General features: G+C 71.3%; 17 protein-coding genes. 14 read left to right on the plus strand and 3 right to left on the minus strand.

The window, feature by feature from the left end; translation table 11 throughout:
• Positions 1-38 precede the first annotated feature (38 nt).
• The 5 genes from POF73_RS06415 (at position 39) to POF73_RS06435 (ending at position 4,835) form a co-directional block, all read left to right on the plus strand.
• On the plus strand, positions 39-1,190 hold the full coding sequence (locus tag POF73_RS06415; protein WP_272113507.1) for an LLM class flavin-dependent oxidoreductase: 1,152 nt from the start codon (positions 39-41) through the stop codon (positions 1,188-1,190).
• Positions 1,187-1,702 (plus strand): GNAT family N-acetyltransferase, encoded by a 516-nt coding sequence (locus tag POF73_RS06420; protein WP_272113508.1) that lies wholly within the window; start codon positions 1,187-1,189, stop codon positions 1,700-1,702. The genes POF73_RS06415 and POF73_RS06420 overlap by 4 nt, the downstream gene beginning before the upstream one ends.
• Positions 1,699-2,655: an ABC transporter substrate-binding protein gene (locus POF73_RS06425; RefSeq protein ID WP_272113509.1), complete on the plus strand. Its 957-nt coding sequence runs from the start codon at positions 1,699-1,701 to the stop codon at positions 2,653-2,655. Before POF73_RS06420 ends, POF73_RS06425 begins: the two co-directional genes overlap by 4 nt.
• Entirely contained in the window at positions 2,652-3,416 is a 765-nt protein-coding gene (locus POF73_RS06430) for an amino acid ABC transporter ATP-binding protein (RefSeq protein ID WP_272113510.1), read from the plus strand. Before POF73_RS06425 ends, POF73_RS06430 begins: the two co-directional genes overlap by 4 nt.
• Before the next feature lie 129 nt (positions 3,417-3,545).
• The gene (locus POF73_RS06435) at positions 3,546-4,835 is read left to right on the plus strand and encodes a sulfite oxidase (protein WP_272113511.1); all 1,290 of its coding nucleotides are present in this window, start codon (positions 3,546-3,548) and stop codon (positions 4,833-4,835) included.
• A 10-nt stretch (positions 4,836-4,845) separates the two neighbouring features.
• Here the strand turns inward: POF73_RS06435 and POF73_RS06440 are convergent, their stop codons facing one another.
• Positions 4,846-5,754, minus strand: a complete 909-nt coding sequence (locus POF73_RS06440) for a LysR family transcriptional regulator (RefSeq protein ID WP_272113512.1) — start codon at positions 5,752-5,754, stop codon at positions 4,846-4,848.
• Positions 5,755-5,892: 138 nt separating this feature from the next.
• Between POF73_RS06440 and POF73_RS46155 the strand changes: the two genes are divergently transcribed.
• The 8 genes from POF73_RS46155 (at position 5,893) to POF73_RS06475 (ending at position 13,443) form a co-directional block, all read left to right on the plus strand.
• Positions 5,893-5,973, plus strand: a complete 81-nt coding sequence (locus tag POF73_RS46155; RefSeq protein WP_443049453.1) for a putative leader peptide — start codon at positions 5,893-5,895, stop codon at positions 5,971-5,973.
• Between the two features lie 187 nt (positions 5,974-6,160).
• Positions 6,161-7,288 (plus strand): dimethylsulfone monooxygenase SfnG, encoded by a 1,128-nt coding sequence (gene sfnG / locus POF73_RS06445; protein ID WP_272113513.1) that lies wholly within the window; start codon positions 6,161-6,163, stop codon positions 7,286-7,288.
• Positions 7,289-7,338: 50 nt separating this feature from the next.
• Complete coding sequence (locus POF73_RS06450; RefSeq protein WP_272113514.1) at positions 7,339-8,556, plus strand: acyl-CoA dehydrogenase family protein; 1,218 nt, start codon at positions 7,339-7,341, stop codon at positions 8,554-8,556.
• An 11-nt stretch (positions 8,557-8,567) separates the two neighbouring features.
• Positions 8,568-9,125, plus strand: a complete 558-nt coding sequence (gene ssuE, locus POF73_RS06455; RefSeq protein WP_272113515.1) for an NADPH-dependent FMN reductase — start codon at positions 8,568-8,570, stop codon at positions 9,123-9,125.
• Positions 9,122-10,318 (plus strand): SfnB family sulfur acquisition oxidoreductase, encoded by a 1,197-nt coding sequence (locus POF73_RS06460; RefSeq protein ID WP_272113516.1) that lies wholly within the window; start codon positions 9,122-9,124, stop codon positions 10,316-10,318. The genes ssuE and POF73_RS06460 overlap by 4 nt, the downstream gene beginning before the upstream one ends.
• A 38-nt stretch (positions 10,319-10,356) precedes the next feature.
• Entirely contained in the window at positions 10,357-11,520 is a 1,164-nt protein-coding gene (locus POF73_RS06465) for an LLM class flavin-dependent oxidoreductase (protein WP_272113517.1), read from the plus strand.
• A gap of 198 nt (positions 11,521-11,718) precedes the next feature.
• Positions 11,719-12,933 (plus strand): acyl-CoA dehydrogenase family protein, encoded by a 1,215-nt coding sequence (locus POF73_RS06470; protein ID WP_272113518.1) that lies wholly within the window; start codon positions 11,719-11,721, stop codon positions 12,931-12,933.
• A gap of 51 nt (positions 12,934-12,984) precedes the next feature.
• The gene (locus tag POF73_RS06475; RefSeq protein WP_272113519.1) at positions 12,985-13,443 is read left to right on the plus strand and encodes an RrF2 family transcriptional regulator; all 459 of its coding nucleotides are present in this window, start codon (positions 12,985-12,987) and stop codon (positions 13,441-13,443) included.
• 27 nt (positions 13,444-13,470) lie between these two features.
• Here the strand turns inward: POF73_RS06475 and POF73_RS06480 are convergent, their stop codons facing one another.
• On the minus strand, positions 13,471-14,211 hold the full coding sequence (locus POF73_RS06480) for a class I SAM-dependent DNA methyltransferase (protein WP_272113520.1): 741 nt from the start codon (positions 14,209-14,211) through the stop codon (positions 13,471-13,473).
• 315 nt (positions 14,212-14,526) lie between these two features.
• Here POF73_RS06480 and POF73_RS06485 point away from each other — a divergent pair, with 315 nt between their 5' ends.
• A complete protein-coding gene (locus tag POF73_RS06485) occupies positions 14,527-15,990 on the plus strand; it encodes an FAD-binding oxidoreductase (RefSeq protein ID WP_334313580.1) in 1,464 nt (487 codons plus the stop codon).
• Here the strand turns inward: POF73_RS06485 and POF73_RS06490 are convergent.
• Positions 15,977-17,293, minus strand: coding sequence for a cytochrome P450 (locus POF73_RS06490; RefSeq protein WP_272113523.1), 1,317 nt, complete (start codon positions 17,291-17,293; stop codon positions 15,977-15,979). The two genes, POF73_RS06485 and POF73_RS06490, sit on opposite strands and share 14 nt — an antisense overlap.
• Between the last annotated feature and the right edge of the window lie 3 nt (positions 17,294-17,296).

Below are 17,296 nucleotides of genomic sequence, written 5' to 3' on the forward strand. Positions count from 1 at the left end.
TCCTGCCCATGCGCCGCATTGCCCGAAAGGTCACGTCCATGCCTGTGGAGTTCCTCGGCATCGCCGCCACCAATGACGGTTCCGAAACCACGCCGCGCTCCGGCGCCGCGTTCGACAAGGAGTACACGCTCCGGCTCGCCCGGGCGCACGAGGAACACGGCTGGGACCGGGTGCTGTTCGCCTACGGCTCCGGGTCGCCGGACCCCGCACCGGCCGCCGCGTACATCGCGAGCAAGCTGGACCACCTCCAGATCCTGCTCGCCCACCGGCCCAACGTCTCGTACCCCACCTTCGCCGCCAAGACCTTCGCGACCCTCGACCAGATCAGCGACGGCCGGCTGACCGTGCACTTCATCACCGGCGGCAACGACCGGGAACAGGGCCGTGAGGGCGACACCCTCACCAAGGACGAGCGCTACACCCGCACCCGGGAGTACATCCGGATCGTCAAGAAGATCTGGACCACCCGCGAGTCCTTCGACCACGAGGGCGAGCACTACCGCTTCCACGACTTCGTCAGCGACGTCTTCCCCGTCCAACAGCCCCGCCCCGACGTGTCGTTCGGCGGCTCGTCGCCCGCCGCGTACGCCGCCGGAGGCGCCGAGGCCGACATCTACTGCCTGTGGGGCGAGCCCCTCGCGAAGACCGCCGAGCAGATCGAGAACGTGAAGGCCGCCGCGAAGGCCGCGGGCCGCACCGACGTGCCGCGCATCCAGGTCGCGTTCCGCCCGATCATCGCCCCGACCGAGGAACTGGCCTGGGAGAAGGCCCACCGCACGGTCGGCGCGATCAAGGCCCGCAGGGAGCGGGGCGAGGCGATCACCAAGCGCCACAACGGCCACGCCCGGCCGCAGGCTGCGACACCTCAGAACGTGGGCTCGCAGCGGCTGATCGCCATCGCCGAGGCGGGCGAGCGCTACGACCGCGCCCTGTGGACCCCGACCGCCGCCGCGACCGGTGGCGCGGGCAACTCCAACGCCCTGGTCGGCACCCCGGAGACGGTGGCCCAGGCGCTCCTCGACTACTACGACCTGGGCGTCGACATCCTCTCCGCGCGCGGTTACGACCTGCTGGGCGACGCCATCGACTTCGGCCGGTACGTGATTCCGATCGTCCGCGAGGAGGTCGCCAAGCGCGACGCCGAGCGGGCGGCGCGCGGGACGCAGAGCCTGGCGGCGGTGAACGGATGACTTCCGCACCGGAGTTGACGGTCATCGAGGTGCCCGTTTCCGACGCCAGAGTCGAGCCGTTGCTTCGCGAACTCGGCGACGAGTACTCCAGACGCTACGGCCGCGACGCCCACGCCGAACTCGCCCGCTACCCCGACGAGGAGTTCACCGCGCCGTACGGCGGCGTCCTGCTCCTCCTCGTCGAGAACGGCGAGCCGGTCGCGGGCGGCGCCTTTCGCCGGTACGACGGGAACACCGCCGAACTGAAGCGGATCTGGACCCACTCCGCGCACCGCCGGCGCGGCCTCGCCCGCCGTGTCGTGGCCGAACTGGAGGGTGCGGCGAGCGCCCGCGGCTACCGACGTGTCTACCTGACCACCGGCCCGCGCCAGCCCGAGGCCCGCGGCCTCTACCTGGCCACCGGCTACACACCGCTGTTCGACACCGAGGCCGACCCGGAGACCATCGGGCCGCTGCCCTTCGAGAAGCACCTCGCAGAACCGCAGCGCACGGGAGAGGCCGCCACCCTGTGAACACCCACACCTTCAGAACTCGCCTGCGCGGCGTCGCCGCCCTCGCGCTGCTGCCCCTCCTGGCGCTGACCGCCTGCGGCGCCGGAGACACGGACGGCGCGGCGTCGGTGGGCGCCCAGGCATCTCCCGCGCCGACCGACGATCCGGTCGCCGCCGTACGCCAGGTGGACTCCGCCGCGGCCCTGCTGCCCGCCGGCGTGCGCAAGGCGGGCACGCTGCGCGTCGGCAGCTCGGTCGGATTCCCGCCCGGGGCGTACTACCCGAACGGCACGGACAAGGCGCCCGCGGGCCAGGACATCGACCTCGCGGACGCGGTGGCCAAGGTGCTCGGCGTCAGGCTGGAGCGACAGGACGCCTCCTTCGAGACGATCCTGCCCGCCCTCGGCAGCGGCAAGTACGACTTCGGCACCGGCAACTTCGGGGTGACGAGCGAGCGCCTCAAGACCATCGACTTCGTCACCTACATCAACGACGGCCAGGGCTTCGCGGTGAAGAAGGGCAACACCGAGCTGAAGTCGAGGGTCACCGACCTCACCCAGCTGTGCGGCCTGACCATCGGCACCGGCGCCGGCACCACCTTCGAGGCGACCCTCACCGCACAGAAGGGAGTGTGCGCCAAGGCGGGCAAGAAGCCGTACGACGTGAAGGTCTACTCGGAGAACGCGGCCACGCTCACCGCGCTCCAGCAGGGCCGCATCGACGTGATCATGTCGACCATCAACGGCCTGCGCTACCAGGCGGCCCAGCCCGCCTCCCGGACCGCCTTCCTCGGCGAGTTCCACCGCCTCGACGTCGGCTTCGCCTTCACGAAGGGCTCCCCGCTCACCAAGGCCTTCCGGGCCGCCGTCGACGAACTGATCAAGAGCGGCACCTACGCCCGGATCCTCAAGAAGTGGGGCACCAGCGCCTCCGCGATCAAGACGTCGCGGATCAACCCGCCCGAACACACATGAGCGACGTCATGATCGACGTCCACGGCGTCCACAAGAGCTTCGGCCCGCTGGAAGTGCTGCGCGGCGTCGACCTGAGGGTCCGGGCCGGCGAGGTCACCGTGATCCTCGGGCCGTCCGGCTCGGGGAAGTCCACGCTGCTGCGCACCATCAACCACCTGGAGAAGGTCAACCGCGGCTGGATCAGCATCGACGGCGAGCTCATCGGCTACCGCCGCTCCGGCGGGAAGCTGCACGAACTGAAGGAGAAGGAGGTTCTCAGGCAGCGGACGAACATCGGGTTCGTCTTCCAGAACTTCAACCTCTTCCCGCATCTGACCGTGCTGGAGAACTTGGTCGAGGCCCCCGTCTCCGCGCTGCGCCGCCCCCGCAAGGAGGCGGCGGAGACGGCCCGTCGACTGCTCGACCGGGTCGGTCTCACCGACCGGGCCGACGCCTACCCACGCCAGCTCTCCGGCGGGCAGCAGCAGCGCGTGGCGATCGCCCGCGCGCTGGCCCTGGAACCGAAGGTGCTGCTCTTCGACGAGCCCACCTCCGCCCTGGACCCGGAACTGGTCGGCGAAGTCCTCGACGTCATCAAGGACTTGGCCGGCACGGGCACCACCATGATCGTCGTGACCCATGAGATCGGTTTCGCCCGCGAGGTCGCCGACTCCGTGGTGTTCATGGACGGCGGGGTGGTGGTGGAGCAGGGGCCGCCCGCGGCCGTCCTGGACAACCCACGCCAGGAACGCACCCGCGCCTTCCTGTCCAAGGTTCTCTGATGCGTGGCCGCCCCGTGGACATCCTCCGCATGGCCGCCGATCCCGCCGTGTCCCGCTCCGCCCGTATCCCGCTCCGCCCGTGTCCGGCCTCCACACCGATGACGAGCACACCGACGACGAGGAACCGCCATGTCCGCACCCGCCGTGCCGCCCTCCCGTCCCACGTCCCGCCTCGACGAAACCGCCTACGACCGCCGCAGACTGCGCCAGTGGCTCGCCGGCGAAGCGAGAGCGGACGGGGTCAGCCGCCGCCGTCTGCTCACCCTGCTCGCCGCCACTGCGGCCACGACCGCGCTCCCCGCGCCGGGCCGGGCCCGCGCAGCCGACTCGCCGATCGTCAAACCGCTGCCGCCCGAGTGGTTCATCCAGCGCGGCACCAACGCCGAGACCCGCTGGGAGGCCCTGCGCGGAACCGGCCACCACACCCCCAACGAGCGGTTCTTCGTCCGCAACCACACGACGACGCCCGTCCTGGACGCCGCCGACTGGCGGCTGAGGCTGTGGGGTGACGGGCTGCGCGGTACGCCCGCCGAGGGCAGCCCGGTCGAGTTCGATTACGACGACCTGCGAGCCCTGCCCGCCGTGACCCGGACGGCGTTCGTCGAGTGCGCCGGGAACGGACGCAGCTTCTACGCCACACAGCAGGGCGAGACGGTCACCGGCACCGCCTGGACGCTGGGCGCGGTCGGCGTGGCGCGCTGGCGCGGGGTGCGCCTGGCCGACGTCCTGCGCAGGGCGGGCCTGTCCCCGTACGCCGTGGACGTGCAACCGCGCGGCCTGGACGCCGAGTACGTCAGTGGCGGCGAGAGCCTCGGCCGGGTGCGCCGGCCGCTGCCGCTGGCCAAGGCACTGGACGACGTACTGCTCGCGTACGAGATGAACGGCGAGCCGCTGCCGTACGACCACGGGTACCCCGTGCGCGTGCTGGTGCCCTCATGGGTGGGGATCTCGTCGATCAAGTGGGTCGGCGACATCGAGGTGTCCGCGCAGCCGCTGTTCTCGCCCTGGAACACCACCTTCTACCGGCTGTTCGGCCCCGGACACCCGCAGGAGGGCAGTGCGCCGCTGTCCCGGCAGACCATCAAGAGCGCCTTCGAGCTGGCGAACGGCGCCTCGTTCGCCGTGGGGGAGGGGCACGTGCTGCACGGCCGGTCCTGGTCGGGCGCGGGAGGGATCGCGCGGGTCGACGTCAGCACCGACGGCGGCACGAGCTGGCGCCCGGCCCGACTGCATGACCGCCCCCGCGCCGACACCTGGAGCCGCTGGTCCGTCACCTGGACGCCCGAAACCCGCGGCGCCACCCACCTGCTGGCCCGTGCGACGGACACGGCCGAACGCCGCCAGCCGGACGTCGCCGTACCCAACACCCAGGGGTATCTGTTCGACGCGGTGGTCCGGCATCCGGTGACCGTGTCCTGATCGGGCCGGATCACGAAGAGGCGTCGTACGCACCGGCGTTGCGCACGAACAGCTCGTGCAGATCGCGGACCGCCCGGGGGACGGAACCGGAAGGTCGGCGTTGCAGGACCAGCAGCACCTCGGTCGCGTCGCCCGCGAGTGGCCGTACGGTGATCGCGCCACGCCGCTCCAGTGGGTCGCCGATGACACTGAAGTCGGGCAGCACGGTCGCTCCCAGTCCCTCGGCGACCATCAGCTTGCCCATCTCCGCGCCGTCGGTGGAGTACGAGAAGGACGGCGTACGGCCGTCGAGCAGCCGGTGCAGGAAGCGGTGCATGACATAGCCGGACCGCATCACCACCAGCGGCTCGGCCAGGAGACTGTCCGCGTCCACCGCCTCCAGCGCGGCCAGCGGGCTGTCCGGACGCACGCACACCACCGGCCTGCCGCGCAGCAGTTCGGTGGTCTCGAAGCCGGGCGGCAGGTCGTCGCCCCCGAGGTAGTTCACGAGCCCCAGATCGAACGCGCCCTCCAGCAGCCCGCGATGGATCTCGGACTGCTGCGCGCCGACCAGCTCGACCTGGGTGACCGGGTGCGAGGCCCGGAACTCGCGCACCGTCGGGATGACCAGCGGGACGGTGGCGGTGTTGACCGTGCCGAGGCGGACCATCCGGCTGATGCGGTGCTGGTCGCCGGCCGCGCCCCGCAGCCGGTCGACCGCGTCCAGCACGCTCATGATGTGCGGCAGCAGCTCCCGCCCCTCGTCGCTGATCTTCGCCCCGGACCGCTTGCGCTCCAGCAGGTCCACGCCGAGTTCGCGCTCCAGATTGCGCACGGTCTCGCTGAGTGCCGGCTGGGACAGGTGCAGTTCGTCGGCGGCTCGCCGCAGCGACCCCAATCGTGTGACGGCGGCGATGTATTCGAGCTGTTCGATACGCACGACAGGGAGCGTGCCGTTCGCCGCCGACCGGGTTCAAGGGAATCCCTGTCACAACCTCGTGAATACCTTCTCTCAACATGTGGAATCACCTCCGGGCATTCTTGACCGCCCGGACTCCCCGCTGCTTTGATCGATGACATGAAGCGACCGGACCTCACGCGGCGACGCCACGTCGATCTCGCGCGTGTCTCCAGCTCCTGCTGTCGCTGTCGGATCTGAGCGCACCCGAGGGAAACCCTCGCACTCGCGCCGTCCTCCCTTCGTGAATTCCACTGCCGGCCGTTTTCCACGGTGATTTCGGCTTTCCCGGGAACGTCGTCCCCGCACGTCCGAATCCCGATCACTGAACACGTTTCCCTGTCACGCACGCGCCCTTTTCGTGTGCGCAGTCCCGCAGGAGTTCCCCATGCCCGTACCACCCGGATCCGACCCCGTCCGCTTCGCCTACTGGGTGCCCAACGTCAGCGGCGGCCTGGTCACCAGCACCATCGAACAGCGCACCGACTGGGGCTACGACTACAACCGCGAACTGGCCGTCCTCGCCGAGAACAACGGTTTCGACTACGCCCTCAGTCAGGTCCGCTACATGGCCAGCTACGGCGCGGAGTTCCAGCACGAGTCGACCAGTTTCAGCCTCGCGCTGCTCCTCGCCACCGAGCGGCTCAAGGTCATCGCCGCCGTCCACCCCGGCCTGTGGCACCCCGGCGTCCTCGCCAAGCTCGGCGCCACGGCCGACCACCTGTCGAACGGCCGGTTCGCCGTCAACGTCGTCAGCGGCTGGTTCAAGGGCGAGTTCACCGCGCTGGGCGAGCCCTGGCTGGAGCACGACGAACGCTACCGGCGCTCGGAGGAGTTCATCCGCGCGCTGCGGCAGATCTGGACGGAGGACCACACCGAACTCGCCGGTGACTTCTACCGGTTGCGCGACTTCTCCCTCAAGCCCAAGCCGCTGAACAGCGCCGAGCGCCCGCACCCGGAGATCTTCCAGGGCGGCAACTCCACCGCCGCCCGCGCGATGGCCGGCCGTGTCTCCGACTGGTACTTCAGCAACGGCAAGGACTTCGACGGCGTCACCGAGCAGATCCACGACGTCCGCGCCGCAGCCGCCCAAGTGGGCCGCACCGCGCCGAAGTTCGGTCTCAACGGCTTCCTCATCGCCCGCGACACCGAGGCCGAGGCCCGCGACACGCTCCGCGAGATCGTCGCCAAGGCCGACACCGAGGCCGTCCACGGCTTCCGCGACGCCGTCCGGCAGGCCGGTCCGTCCACCGCCGACGGCAAGGGCATGTGGCAGGACTCCGGGTTCGAGGACCTCGTCCAGTACAACGACGGCTTCCGCACCGGCCTGATCGGCACGCCCGAGCAGATCGCCGAGCGGATCGTCGCCTACAAGCGGCTCGGTGTCGACCTGTTCCTCCTCGGCTTCCTGCACTACCTGGAGGAGGTCGAGTACTTCGGCAAGCGGGTGCTTCCTCTCGTCCGCGAACTGGAGGCCCGGGAAGCCGAGTCCGAGCCCGTCGCAGCCCGCGCCTGACCGCCCGACCCGCCCGCGACCCGCACCCGACAGCGAAAGGGGTTCCCACCATGAGCACCGCCGCACCGGCCGGTTGGAAGACCGCCCCCGCCCCGAAGGACACCGACGGCTGGATCGCCCGCGCAGCCGAGGTCGCCGCCGTCCTCGCCACCGACGCCGCGGCCCGCGACAAGGCCGCCGCCACCCCGTACGACGAGATCCAGCTGCTGAAGGACTCCGGTCTGGTCACCCTCCTCGGCCCCGTCGAGCACGGCGGAGCGGGCCAGGACTGGCCCACCGCGTACCGCGTCGTCCGCGAGGTGGCCAAGGCGGACGGCTCCATCGGCCAGCTGCTCGGCTACCACTACCTGTGGAACTGGGCCGCCCGACTGGTCGGCACCCGTGAACAGTGGGAGCAGGTGGAGGCCGAGGCCGCCCGCAACCGCTGGTTCTTCGGCGGCGCGGTCAACCCGCGCGACGAGGACGTGGTGGTGCAGGACGAGGGCGACACCCTCACCTTCACCGGCCGCAAGTCCTTCTCCACCGGCAGCAGGGTCTCTGACGTCACCGTGCTGGAAGGTGTCCTGGAAGGCACCGACGACCACGTCTTCGCCATCGTCCCGTCCGACAGCGAGGGCCTGACCTTCCGCGACGACTGGGACAACATCGGCCAGCGCCTCACCGAGAGCGGTGGCGTCACCCTCGACGCCGTGCGCGTCCCCTGGTCCGCCGCGGCGGGCTACGTCGACAAGCGGTTCCGGCCGCGCGTCTACAACACCCTCAACGTGCCGACCATCCAGCTCGTCTTCGTCAACTTCTACCTCGGCATCGCCGCCGGCGCCCTGGAGACCGCCGCCACCTACACCCGCACCAAGTCCCGCCCCTGGCTGCACGGCGGCCAGGACCACGCCGTCGACGAGCCCCATGTCATCGACACCTACGGCGACCTCACCGCCAAGCTCTGGGCCGCCGAAGCACTGGCCGACGCCGTGGCCGCCGAGGGACAGAAGCTGCACGACGACCCGGACGCGGTCACCGAACAGGCCCGCGGCGAGTTCGAGGTACGGGTGGCCGCCGTGAAGGCCCGCGCCACCGAAGTGGCCCTGGAGATCACAGGCCGCATCTTCGAGGTGACCGGCGCCCGCGCCACCGCCTCCGCCGAGGGCCTCGACCGCTTCTGGCGCAACGTCCGGACGCACACGCTCCACGACCCCGTCGCCTACAAGCGCCGCGAGATCGGCCGCCACGTCCTCACCGGTGAACTGCCGCAGCCCACCTGGTACTCCTGAAAGGTCCCCGCATGGCCACCATCCTGTCCGTCTCCGGCAGCCCCTCCGCCACCTCCCGCACCGCCCGGCTGCTGCGCCACCTGGACGACCGGCTCACGGCCCAGGGGCACGAGGTGATCCCGCTGGACGTCCGTACCCTCCCCGCCGAGGCGCTGCTGGGGGCCGACTTCAAGCACCCGGCCGTCATCGAGGCCACCGCCCTGTTCGAGCGCGCGGACGGGGTCGTGATCGGCACCCCCGTCTACAAGGCCGCCTACTCCGGCCTGTTGAAATCGCTGCTCGACCTGCTCCCGCAGTACGCGCTGGCGGGCAAGACCGTCCTGCCGCTGGCCACCGGCGGCACCACCGCCCACGTCCTGGCCATCGACTACGCCCTGCGTCCCGTGCTGAGCTCCATGGGTCCCGCGCACATCACGCCGGGCTGGTTCACGCTCGACAAGGACATCGTGGTGGGCGACGACGGCAGGCTGACCGTAGAGCCGGGCACCGCCGAAGCCCTGGCCCAGGTCACCGACCAGTTCTCGATCGCCCTCGGCGGCCGTCCGACCCTGCTGGCGGCCACGGGATGAGCGCCGCTGCCGTGATCTCCGGCGACGCCGAGGCCCTCGGCGTCGCCGCCGAACTGGCGGCGGACTTCCGCAAGGGCGCCGCCGAGCGGGACGCCCGGCGCCGGCTGCCGCACGCGGAACTGGGGCGGTTGTCCGCCTCCGGGCTGCTCGGGGTGACGGTGCCCGCGGAGTTCGGCGGCGCGGACGTCCGTACGGAGACACTCGCCGAGATCCTCCGGCTGCTGGCCGCCGCCGACGCGAGCATCGCGCAGATCCCGCAGAGCCACTTCGTGTACGTCAACGTGTTGCGCCGACAGGGGACGCTGGAGCAGCAGCGGTTCTTCTTCGGCGAGGTGCTCGCCGGGAAGCGGTTCGGCAACGCCCAGTCCGAGGCGGGCACCAGCCATGTCCAGGACATCCGTACGCGGCTCGCGCGGCGCCCGGACGGATCGTTCGTCCTCGATGGCGTCAAGCACTACTCGACCGGCGCCCTGTTCGCCGACTGGATCCCCGTCCTGGCCCAAGCCGACGACGACCACCTGCACGTGGCGTACGTACCGCGCGACGCGCCCGGCCTCACGGTCGTGGACGACTGGGACGGCATGGGGCAGCGCACCACCGCCAGCGGCAGCGTCCGCCTGGAGTCGGTGCCGGTGCCCGCCGACCGGGTGGTGCCGCACCACCTCACCTTCCAGGGGCCCCAGCTCCATGGCGCGGTCGCCCAGTTGCTGCACGCGGCCATCGACGCCGGGATCGCCTCCGGGGCGCTCGCCGAAGCCGTGGAGTTCGTCCGCACCAAGAGCCGTCCCTGGTTCGAGAGCGTCGGCGAAGGGCACGCGACCGCCGCCGATGATCCCCTGCTGATCCAGCGGTTCGGTGAACTGGCGATCCGGGTACGGGCCGCCGACGCGCTGCTCGCCACCGCGGCCGGTGCTGTGGAAGCCGCCCGTGCCGACCTGACCGACGACTCCGCGGCGGAGGCCTCCATCGCGGTGGCGACGGCCAAGGTGACCGCCGCCGAGGCCGCCGTGGACGTCGGCAGTGCCCTCTTCGAGGTGTCCGGCACCCGGTCGGCGCTCGACTCCCTGGGCCTGCACCGCCACTGGCGCGACGCCCGCACCCACACCCTGCACGACCCGACCCGCTGGAAGGTCCAGCACATCGGCCGCTATGTGCTGGGCGGCATCCATCCGCCCCGGCACGGCCTTCTCTGACGCACAACCCTGATCAAGTTCCCGATCGGAGCCCCCACATGTCCCTCACCTTCCACTGGTTCCTGCCCACCAACGGCGACAGCCGCCATGTCGTCGGCGGCGGCCACGGCACCCCCGCCACGGCGTCCGGCCGCGACCGGCCGCCCACGGTCGCCTACCTCAGCCAGATCGCCCGCGCCGCCGAGGACGTGGGCTTCGTCGGGGCGCTCACGCCGACCGGTGCCTGGTGCGAGGACGCCTGGCTCACCACCGCCATGGTCAGCCAGAACACCGAGCGGTTGAAGTTCCTGGTCGCGTTCCGCCCCGGCTTCGTCTCGCCGACGCTCGCCGCGCAGATGGCGTCCACCTTCCAGCGGCAGACCGGGGGACGGCTGCTGCTGAACGTGGTGACGGGCGGGGAGAGCCACGAGCAGCGCGCCTACGGCGACTTCCTCGACAAGGACGACCGGTATCGCCGTACCGGTGAATTCCTGCAGATCGTACGGGAGTTGTGGAAGGGCGAGACCGTCGACCTGGTCGGCGAGCACCTCCAGGTCGAGGACGCGAGACTGGCCCGGGTGCCCGACCCGGTCCCCGAGGTGTACTTCGGCGGCTCCTCACCGATCGCCGGGGAGATCGCCGCCCGGCACGCCGACGTCTACCTGACCTGGGGCGAGCCGCCGGCCGCCGTCGCCGAGAAGATCGCCTGGATCCGGGCGCTGGCGGAGAAGGAGGGCCGGAGTATCCGCTTCGGTATCCGCCTGCACGTCATCAGCCGGGACACGAGCGAGCAGGCGTGGGCGGAGGCCCGGCGGCTGCTGGACGGCTTCGACACGGAGACGGTACGGGCGGTGCAGGCCGGACTCGCCCGCAGTGAGTCCGAGGGGCAGCGGCGCATGCTGGCCCTGCATGGCGGCAGCCGCGACGAGCTGGAGATCCACCCCAACCTGTGGGCCGGCATCGGCCTCGTCCGCGGCGGTGCGGGCACGGCGTTGGTCGGTAGCCACGACGAGGTCGCCGAGCGGATCGCCGAGTACCACCGGCTGGGCATCGACGAGTTCGTGCTGTCCGGTTACCCGCACCTGGAGGAGGCGTACTGGTTCGGTGAGGGCGTGCTGCCGCGGCTGGAGGCGCAGGGGCTGTGGAGCCATCCGTTCCGCAGCGCGCCGGCCGTACCGCCGGTGGCCCAGGTCCCCTTCGCGGACGCAGGCGACCGACGGTGACGTTTCCGCTCCCGCCCGTCATCGCGAACTTGCCAGGCGGGAGCGGGATTCAGCCACAGCGACACTCATTCCCTAGATTTCCTATCGATTTACTAGGGAAGTGTTGACCCTCGTCGGTGGGGCGAGTGAGGATGACGCTGACCCGGTCTGCCGGGCAGCCCGGCTCCGCGTTCCCTTCGGCCATGAAGGAAGTCCGTCATGACAACCGCACCGACGAAGGACGCAGTGGCGCGGGTCGACTGGCTGCACATCGCCCATGAGCTGGCGGACGATCTGGCCACGGACGCGGTCGAGCGCGAGCAGGCCGGCAAGCGCCCGCTCGACGAGGTCGCCCGGCTGCGCGAGTCGGGGCTGCTGACGCTGCTGGTGCCGGCCGTGCGCGGCGGAGGCGGTGCGGACTGGCGTACCGCCTACGCGGTCGTACGGACCGTCGCCGCGGCCGACGGGGCCATCGGTCACCTTCTGGGCAGTCACTACTTCCTGTCGTCCTGCGTCCGGTTCTTCGCCGCCCCCGGCCGTGTCGCCCGTGTCGAGCGGGCGTTCACGGCGGGGCAGTGGTACTGGGGTGGCGGGATCGCCTCGCAGGAACCGCCGCTCATGCTGACCCCGACGGCCGACGGCTATCTGGTCGACGGCCACCAGAGGTACGGCTCCGGAGTCGGGATCGCCGACCGGCTGGTGGTCCGTGCCGCCGTGCCCGGCACCGGCGAGCCCCTCGCCGTCCTCGTCGACACCGCCCACCCGGGTGTCGTGAGCGGCAGCGGCGGCGAAACGTTCGGGCAACGGCTGGCGGCCGGCGGCGGAGTGGGGTTCGACTCCGTGCCGGTCGCGGCCGACGACGTACTCGGCTCCCTCTCCGCCGACGAGGGCGTCCTGTCCCCTTTCGCCGGCCTCGCCGCGCCGACCGCCCGGCTGATCTCCGCCCACTTCTGTCTCGGCGTCGCCGAGGGGTTGCTCGGTGAGGTTCGCGAGCACGGAAGGGCGGCACAGTCCGCCTGGCAGCCGTTCTCACCCCAGCCCTGGCCGGGCAGCCCGCCGCAGGATCCGTATGTACTGACCGCGTACGGCGAGCTCGCCGTCGCCGCACGTGCCGCGTCCGCCCTCGCCGACCAGGCGGTGGAGGCCCTGACGCGCGGCCTTGCCCGGGGCGAGGAACTCGACGACGAGGAGTGCGCGGAGATCGCCGTCCTCGCGAGCGCGGCCGAGGCCGCCGCCGCCCGGGCCGCGCAGGAGATCACCACCGGCGCCCTGGACGCCGTCGGGGTACCGGGCGCCTTCGTACGACACGGCCTGGACCGCTTCTGGCGCGACACGCGGACGCACACCCTGCGCGAGCCGGTCGCCCACCGGCTGCGCGAGGTCGGGGACTACTTCCTCAACGGCACGCACCCTCCGTTCAGCCTTCCCGCCTGACCGTGGGGGCGGCGGGCGCGGGTGGGCCCGGCAGTGATGGATAATCTCGGCATGCGGATCTCGGCGAGAGCGGACTATGCGGTGCGGGCGGCCCTGGAGCTGGCCGCGGCAGGGGACGACACCTCGCTCAAGGCAGAGGCGATCGCCGAGGCGCAGGGCATTCCGCACAAGTTCCTGGAGGGCATCCTCGGCGACCTGCGCCGGGGCGGCCTCGTCGTCAGCCAGCGGGGCGGCAAGGGCGGCTACCGGCTCGCCCGCCCGGCGGACTCGATCCCCATCGCCGACGTGATCCGCGTGGCGGACGGCCCCCTGGTCTCGGTACGCGGCGTCCGCCCGCCCGACCTCTCCTACGTCGGCCCCGCGGAGTCCCTCCTGCCGCTGTGGATCGCCGTACGCGCCAACGTCCGCAAGATCCTCGGCGAGGTCACCCTGGCCCACGTCGCCGCGGCCAAACTGCCCGACGACGTCCTGAGCCTGTCGGACGACCCCGAGGCCTGGACGAATCCCTGACCGACGGCCCTGCGCGAATGGGCAGGATCAGTCGGCCGGCTTCTCCCACACCGAGACATGCTTGCCGCTGTCGCTGGTGAACGGCTCACGGGTCCAGTCCTCCCACCGGTCGCGCAGCCGCAGTCCGGCCAGCCGGGCCATCAGGTCCAGTTCGGCGGGCCAGACATAGCGGAACGGAATGGACCAGTGTTCCGCGCGGCCGTCGGTGATGGTGACGTAGTGGGAACTCATCGCCTGGGTCGCGACGTCGTAGGTGTCGAACGCCCACCCCGTGTCGCTGATGTCGAACGGCACGGCCTTCTGCCCAGGGGGCAGTCGGCGCAGATCCGGTACGCCCACCTCGACCACGAAGCAGCCGCCGGGCCGCAGATGGGCGGCGGCGTTGCGGAAGCAGTCGACCTGGGCGTCCTGCGTCGTCAGATTGCCGATCGTGTTGAAGACCAGGTAGGCGAGCGCGAACTCGCCCGTCACCCGCGTCGTCGCGAAGTCCCCGATCGTCACGTCGACGGCATCGCCGCCAGGCTTGGCGCGCAGCCGGTCCACCATGGCGCGGGACATGTCGATGCCGTGCACCGCAATGCCGCGGGCGGCCAGCGGCAGCGCGATCCGGCCGGTGCCGACGCCGAGTTCGAGGGCCGGGCCACCGTCCGCGAGGCCGGCCAGAACGTCGATCGCCGGGCCCACCACGTCGGGGTGGAACATGTCGGCCGCCGACCGGTCGTAGTCGGCAGCGATCGTCTCTCCGAAGTAACCGTCGTCTTCGATCACTTGGGGACCGTACTGCCGGTCGTCGCTCACCGGCACGCGAATTTCCGCGCACTCGATTCGGGGTGCCGGCACCACCGCGACAGGGGGGCTGGGACGACTGCCCACGGCGCTTTCGCCGCCTAGGTTCGTCGAGGAAGCAGGCAACGGAGTGCCGAGGCAGTACGAGGAGACGTGATGAGCGCATTAAGTCGAAGGAACGTGCTGCGCGGCGGTTTGGTCGCCACGACGGCGGGGGTCGTGGCGCCCGGACCGGGAACGCCGGCCGCGGCTGGGACCGGTGACGGGGTGTCCTGCCCGCCGCCGCCAGGACCCGCCATGGTCGGCCGCGGCGAGCCGCGGTTCCCGTCGCTGGCGTCCCGGGGCTACAACCGCCGGTTCGTGGGCCGGCCGGAGCACGTCTGGGTGGTCGGCACGACCGCGCATGTCGTGCGGGCCGTGCAGCAGGCGGTGGACAGCGGCCGGCGGATCACGGTCCGCAGCGGCGCCCACGGCTTCGAGAACTTCGTCGCCGACCCGGCCGTGGAGGTGGTCGTCGACATGTCCGCCATGAACGCGGTCGCGTACGACCCGGGCCGCCGCGCCTTCGCCGTGGAGGCCGGTGCGTTGCTGGGGGAGGTGTACCGGCGGCTGTATCTGGGCTGGGGAGTGACGGTCCCGGCCGGCTGGTGTGCCGACGTCGGCACCGGCGGCCATGTCCTGGGCGGCGGCTTCGGTCCGCTGTCCCGTCAGATGGGCCTGTCCGTCGACCACCTGTACGCCGTGGAGGTGGTCGTCGTGGACCGGGCGGGCCGGGCGCGCAGTGTGGTCGCCACCCGTGAACCCTCCGACCCCAACCGGGACTTGTGGTGGGCGCACACCGGCGGCGGAGGCGGCAGCTTCGGCATCGTCACCCGCTACTGGTTCCGGACACCCGGCGCCGACGGCGACGACCCGTCCGGCCTGCTGCCCGCGCCGCCCTCCGGTGTGCTGAGCTTCTCGCTCACCTGGGACTGGGAGCGGCTCGACAGGACATCGTTCGCCCGGCTGGTCCGCAACCACAGCGAGTGGGCCGAGCGGCACAGCGCCACCGACTCCCCGTACCTCGCCCTCTACAGCGAACTCGCCCTGACCTGCCGTGTGTCGGGGACGGTCCTCATGATCGGGCAGGTGGCGGCGGACTCCGGCGCCGAGCGGATGCTGGACGAGTACCTCGCCGCGATCAACCGGGGGGTGTCGGTCCAGCCGGTCCGCACGCTGCGGAACCAGCCCTGGCTGGCCGCGGCCCTGGCCGGGTCGCCCGGCGACCCCGGGCCCGTCTACCGGCTCAAGGTCAAGTCGGGCTATCTGCGCCGCGGTTTCACCGACCGCCAGATCGAGGCCCTGCACCACCACCTCACCCGGTCCGACTACGACCACCCGGGCGGCAGCGTCAGCCTCTACACCCACGGCGGCAGGGTCAACACCGTGGCCCCGGACGCAACCGCGACCCCCCACCGCGACGCGAGCATCAAGATGTTCTGCGTCAACGGCTGGGAGGACCCCCGCGACGACGCCCGGCACATCGGCTGGCTGCGCGAGCTCTACGAGGACCTGTACGCCGACACCGGCGGCGCCCCCGTCGCGGCCGACGGCGCCTTCATCAACTACCCGGACACCGACCTCGCCGACCCCGCCCACAACAGCGGCGCCCCCTGGCACGCCCTCTACTTCGGCGACAACTACCGCCGCCTCCAGCGCGTCAAGGCGAAGTGGGACCCCCGTGACGTCTTCCACCACGCCCTCTCGGTCAGGCGAGCGTGACCTCGACCGGCAGCTTCTTGATGCCGTTGACGAAGTTGGAGCGCACGCGCGGCACGTCACCGGCCAGGCGGATGTCCGCGAGGCGCGGGATCAGCTCCTCGAACATGATGCGGATCTCGGTACGGGCGAGCAGGTTGCCCAGGCACAGATGCGGGCTGCCCTTGCCGAAGGTGACGTGGTCGTTGTCGGCGCGGGCGACGTCGAAGTCGTACGGGTTGCCGAAGACCTCCTCGTCGCGGTTGCCGGAGGCGAACCACATGACGACCTTGTCGCCCTCCCTGACCTGCTTGCCGCCCAGCTCGACGTCGCGCGTGGCGGTACGACGGAAGTGGTAGACGGGGGAGGCCCAGCGCAGGAACTCCTCGACCGCCGTCGGGATCAGGGAGGGGTCCTCCTGGAGCCGGGCCAGCTGCTCGGGGTGCTGGAGGAGGGCCAGCATGGAGTGGGAGATGGTGTGCCGGGTGGTCTCGTTCCCGGCCACCACCAGGAGCAGGAAGTAGTTGTCGAAGTCCTGGGCGGAGAGCGGGACGCCGTCCCGCGGGACCGTGTTGACCAGCCGCGAGACCAGGTCCGTGCCGTCGCCGCCGCGCCGCTGCCGGGCCAGCTCACGGCCGTACTCGAAGACCTCGACGGACGCGGGGGAGCGGAACGGCAGATCGCGGTACTTCTCGCTCTCCGCGCTGTGCAGCAGCACGTCCGCGTAGTCGGGGTCGGTGTTGCCGATGATGCGGTTGCCCCAGTCGATGAGCTGCTGGTTGTCCTCCGGCGGCACGTCCAGCAGCCGGGCGAGGACGTTGATGGGGAAGTCCGCGGAGACGTCGGCGACGAAGTCGAAGGTGCCCTTCGCCAGGGCCGCGTCCAGGGTCGTGGCGGTCAGGCCGCGCAGGAAGTCGGCGTAGCTGTTGATGACGCTCGCGCCGAACTGCCGCTGGATCACGCTGCGCAGCGCGCGGTGGCGGACGCCGTCCATCTCCAGGATGGAGGCGCGTTTCCTGATCTGGTCCTCGTCGACCTCTTCCAGGTTCACGAACTTGGTGGAGGTGAAGGTCTCGGCGTCGCGGTCGACGCGGGCGATGTCCGCGTGCCGGGTCACCGCCCAGAAACCGGAGTTGGGGGCCTCCTCCGGCTGCCAGTGCACCGGGTCCTCGTGGCGCAGGGTGTGGAACATCCGCCACGGGGTGACCCCGTCGGTGAAGTTGTCCAGGTCGGCGAGGTCGACGTCCGCCAGCGGCATCGGCTCGTTCACGGCGGTCGTGCCGGCAGCGGTGGCGGGGGACTGGGACTGGATCTGCGTCTCGGTCATCAG

Origin of the sequence: Streptomyces sp. HD (assembly GCF_028369295.1) — a bacterium.
Classification (GTDB): Bacteria; Actinomycetota; Actinomycetes; order Streptomycetales; family Streptomycetaceae; genus Streptomyces.